Raw genomic sequence first — 4,066 nt, 5'->3', positions numbered from 1 at the left:
AGCCTGGAGCCGCCGGCGCACCGGTGCGCGAGCGCCGCGCGGCTTTCATGCGCTATGTCGGGCAGGGCCACGAGATCTCGGTCGAGCTGCCGAACCGTCCGCTGACGACGGCCGATCTCGCTGGTCTGCGCCAGCAGTTCGAGGCCGATTATTCAGCGATGTTCGAGCGTCCGATCCCCGGCGCTGCGATCGAAGTGCTGAGCTGGTCGGTGCTCGCCACCACCGAGGCGCGCAATCCGCCCGCCGTCGCTTCCGTGGCGCGTAAGCCGGCTGGACAGGCCGTCGGTAGCCGCAAATTCTTCGACGGCCGCGCCGGCGAGGTGATCGAAATCCCGCTCTATCGCCGCGAGGACATGGCGCCGGGGGCCACCATTGCCGGCCCTGCCGTAATCGCGGAGGACGAGACCTCCACCTTCGTCTCCAACAGTTTTGATGCCCACATAGATGGTGCCGGCAGCATCGTCATGGAACGAAAGGCGGCCTGATCATGAGCAAGGCAAATGGCGCGAGCCTGATCGACCTCCAGATCATGTGGCACCGGCTGATCGCCGTGGTCGAGGAGCAGGCGCAAGTGCTGCTGCGCACCGCATTCAGCCCGATCGTGCGCGAATGCGGAGACCTCTCCGCCGGCGTGTTCGACCTCAAGGGACGCATGCTGGCGCAGGCGGTGACCGGCACGCCCGGCCACGTCAACTCGATGGCGGAATCGGTCAAGCACTTCATCGACCATTTCCCGATCGAGACGATGAAGCAGGGCGACGCCTACATCACCAACGATCCCTGGATGGGCACCGGCCACCTCAACGACTTCGTCGTCACCACGCCGTGCTTCAAGGACGGCAAGGTCGTAGCGCTGTTCTCCTGCACCAGCCACCTCATGGACATCGGCGGCATCGGCTTCGGGCCCGATGCCACCGACGTGTTCATGGAGGGGCTCTACATCCCCATGCTGAAGCTGATCGACCAGGGCGTCGTCAACGAGACGCTGATGGCGATGATCCGCACCAACACGCGGCTGCCGATCGACACCGAAGGCGACACCTATTCGCTCGCCGGCTGCAACGACGTCGGCTGCGAGCGCCTGGTCGAGATGATGAGCGAGTTCGGCATCGACACGCTCGACGAGCTCGGCGACTACATCTGCGACCGCTCGCGCGAGGCGGTGCTGGCCGAGATCGCCAAGCTGCCGAAGGGCAGCTGGCGCAACACCATGGTCGTCGACGGCTATGATGCGCCGGTGACGCTGGCGGCGACGCTGACGATCTCGGATACCGGCATTCACGTCGATTTCGAGGGGACGTCCGCCGCCTCGAAGTTCGGCATCAACGTGCCGCTGTCCTATACCACCGCCTACACCGTTTTCGGCCTCGGCTGCGTCGTCGCCTCGCAGATCCCGAACAATGCCGGCTCGCTCTCGCCGCTGACGGTGTCGGCGCCGGCGGGCGCGATCCTCAATGCGCCGAAGCCCGCGCCGGTCGCCTCGCGCCACATCATCGGCCAGATGCTGCCCGACGTGGTGTTCGGCTGCCTGCGCCAGATCATTCCCGAGCGCGTGCCGGCCGAAGGCACCTCGTGCCTGTGGAATCTCAACGTCCGCGGACAGACGCGTAGCGGCGTCGGCGGCAATTACGGGTTCTCGATGGCGGTGACCTCCAATGGCGGTACTGGCGCGCGTTTCGGCAAGGACGGGCTCTCGGCCACAGCCTACCCCAGCGGCGTGCGCGGTACGCCGGTCGAGATCGCGGAGACGCAGACGCCGCTGATCTTCTGGCGCAAGGAACTGCGTCCGGATTCCGGCGGGGCAGGGCGCACCCGCGGCGGTCTCGGCCAGATCATCGAGGTCGGCAGCGGCGTCGATGCTCCGTTCGACATTCTCGCCGCGTTCGATCGCATCGATCATCCGCCGCGCGGACGCGATGGCGGCCGGGACGGCGAGGCCGGCTATGTCGGGCTCAAGTCCGGCAAGAAACTGCGCGGCAAGGGCTTTCAGCAGGTGCCGCCGGATGACCGGCTGGTGGTGCTGACGCCCGGTGGCGCCGGTATCGGAGATCCGGCGACGCGCGATCGTGCGGCCGTGAGTGACGACGTCGCGAGCGGCCTCGTGTCCTCGGAGAATGCAGTCAGGGTTTATGGGTACGCGCGTTGACGCATCGACGCGCTTGGCAAAACGGAGGGGGTTCATGATCACGCGACGTAACTTCACCGCGGGTGCAGCAACGCTGCTCGCCGCCGGCCACATCTCGACCCGCGCCCGGGCGGCGACGAACTGGGACATGTCGACAGTCTGGCCCGACGGCAATTTCCACACCCAGAACGCGATGGCCTTCGCCGAGGAGGTGAAGAAGCAGACGGGCGGTGCGGTTGCCATCACCGTGAAGGCTGGCGGTCAGCTCGGCTTCAAGGGGCCCGAGCATCTGCGCGCCGTGCGCGACGGCCTGGTGCCGCTCGCCGACGTCCTCAACATCCAGCAGGTCGGCGACGAGCCCTTCATGGGCGTCGAGAGCATCCCATTCCTCTGCGGCTCCGTGGAGGAGTTGAAGGTGCTGCACAAATACGTGCGGCCCGAATATGAGAAGATCGCCGCGCGCAACAACCAGAAGATCCTCTACATCGTGCCGTGGCCGACGCAGTACCTGCATCTGAAGGCGAAGGTCGCCGATGTCGAAGGCCTGAAGAACATCAAGATCCGCGTGCCCGACAAGAACGCCGTCGAGATGCTCAATGCGATCGGCATGGCGGCGGTGATGATCCCGTGGGGCGAGACCATTCCCGCGCTCGCCTCCGGCGCGGTGGCCGGCGTCTCCACCTCGTCGGTGTCGGGCGTCGACGGCAAGTTCTGGGAATTCCTGAAATACATCTACCCGACCAACCACGTCTGGTCGTCGCAGATGCTCACCGTCAATCTCGACGCCTGGAAGGTGCTCAGCGCCGACCAGCAGAAGCTCGTTGCGGATATCGCGGCGAAGATGGAGCCGGGCTTCTGGGCCAATTCACTCAAGGCCGATGTCGACAGCCTCAACCGCCTCAAGGAAGGCGGCATGGAGGTGGTGCCGGTCTCGCAAGCCATGATGACGGAGATCCGGGCCAAGACCGCGCCGCAGCTCGACGCCTTCCTCAAGCGCGTGGCGGCGGCCGACAAGCCGGTGCGGGCCTATCTCGCCGAAATGAAGCGCGGCTGAGGACGATGTCGTGGTGAGCATCTCGCCCGAAGCTCCGCAGAGCCTCAATGCAGCGGCGCCCGCGCCGCTGCGCCTCGTCCTCGACGGCATCGATCGCCTCGGCCGACTCGACGGCTGGATCGGCGGCGGATGCCTGCTTGCGTTGACGCTGCTGATGCTGTGCGAGGTCGCGACCCGCTTCCTGTCGAATTTCCTGCCGTTCTTCCCGCCGAGCATCTCGATCGCGTGGGAATATTCCTCCTATCTGATGGCGGCGTCCTTCACCTTCGGCGCCGCCATGACCTTGCGCGTCGGCGGGCACATCCGCGTCGTGCTGTTGCTGAAGAACGTACCGGCGCCGGTGCAGCGCGCGCTCGAGATCTTTTCGGCGGCGGCCGGATTCGCCTTCATGGCGTTCCTGACCTCGGCCATGGCGAAGTTCGCCTGGAGCGCGTTCGTGCGCGGCCAGGTTTCGACCTCGAGCGATACGCCGCTGTGGTTTCCGCAGGCGGTCGTCACCTTCGGCATGCTGCTGCTGACGCTCCAGTTCCTGGCGCGCGCGATACAGGCCGCGCTCGGCCTGCCGTTGGAGGATCATCGCATGAAGGCCTCGCCCGTCGAATGACCGCTTTGCCCGCATCCGGATTCGAGATCGCATGACCATCGAAGTCGTCGCCCTGTTCGCGATCCTGTTCGCGCTGCTGGCGTGCGGGGTCTGGATCGGCCTCACGCTTGCGCTCACCGCGACGGTGCTGCTCGCGATGTTCCGCTCGATCCCGCTCGACAAGCTGCTGCCGCAATACGCCTGGAACATCCTGACCACGCAGGAGCTGCTGGCGCTGCCGCTGTTCATCCTGATGGGCGAACTTCTATTCCGCACCCGCCTGTCACGCTCGCTGTTCCAGGGC

Annotated in this window: 4 protein-coding genes and 1 pseudogene; all 5 read left to right on the top strand. The window is 66.0% G+C overall.

From position 1 onward, the window contains the following. Nucleotides 1-485: pseudogene (locus JHD07_RS11900) on the top strand (hydantoinase/oxoprolinase family protein); the annotation flags it as partial. 2 nt (nt 486-487) lie between these two features. Continuing rightward, the gene (locus tag JHD07_RS11895; RefSeq protein ID WP_291622200.1) at nt 488-2,146 is read left to right on the top strand and encodes a hydantoinase B/oxoprolinase family protein; all 1,659 of its coding nucleotides are present in this window, start codon (nt 488-490) and stop codon (nt 2,144-2,146) included. Nucleotides 2,147-2,180: 34 nt separating this feature from the next. After that, complete coding sequence (locus tag JHD07_RS11890; protein ID WP_291622198.1) at nt 2,181-3,179, top strand: TRAP transporter substrate-binding protein; 999 nt, start codon at nt 2,181-2,183, stop codon at nt 3,177-3,179. 10 nt (nt 3,180-3,189) lie between these two features. Beyond that, complete coding sequence (locus tag JHD07_RS11885; protein ID WP_291622196.1) at nt 3,190-3,783, top strand: TRAP transporter small permease; 594 nt, start codon at nt 3,190-3,192, stop codon at nt 3,781-3,783. Between the two features lie 31 nt (nt 3,784-3,814). Then, a partial coding sequence (locus JHD07_RS11880; RefSeq protein WP_291622194.1) for a TRAP transporter large permease subunit occupies nt 3,815-4,066 on the top strand: 252 nt, incomplete at its 3' end.

The sequence above is a fragment of the Bradyrhizobium sp. genome (assembly GCF_016462955.1).
GTDB lineage: Bacteria > Pseudomonadota > Alphaproteobacteria > Rhizobiales > Xanthobacteraceae > Bradyrhizobium.
This window is presented reverse-complemented; position numbering and strand designations above follow the sequence as displayed.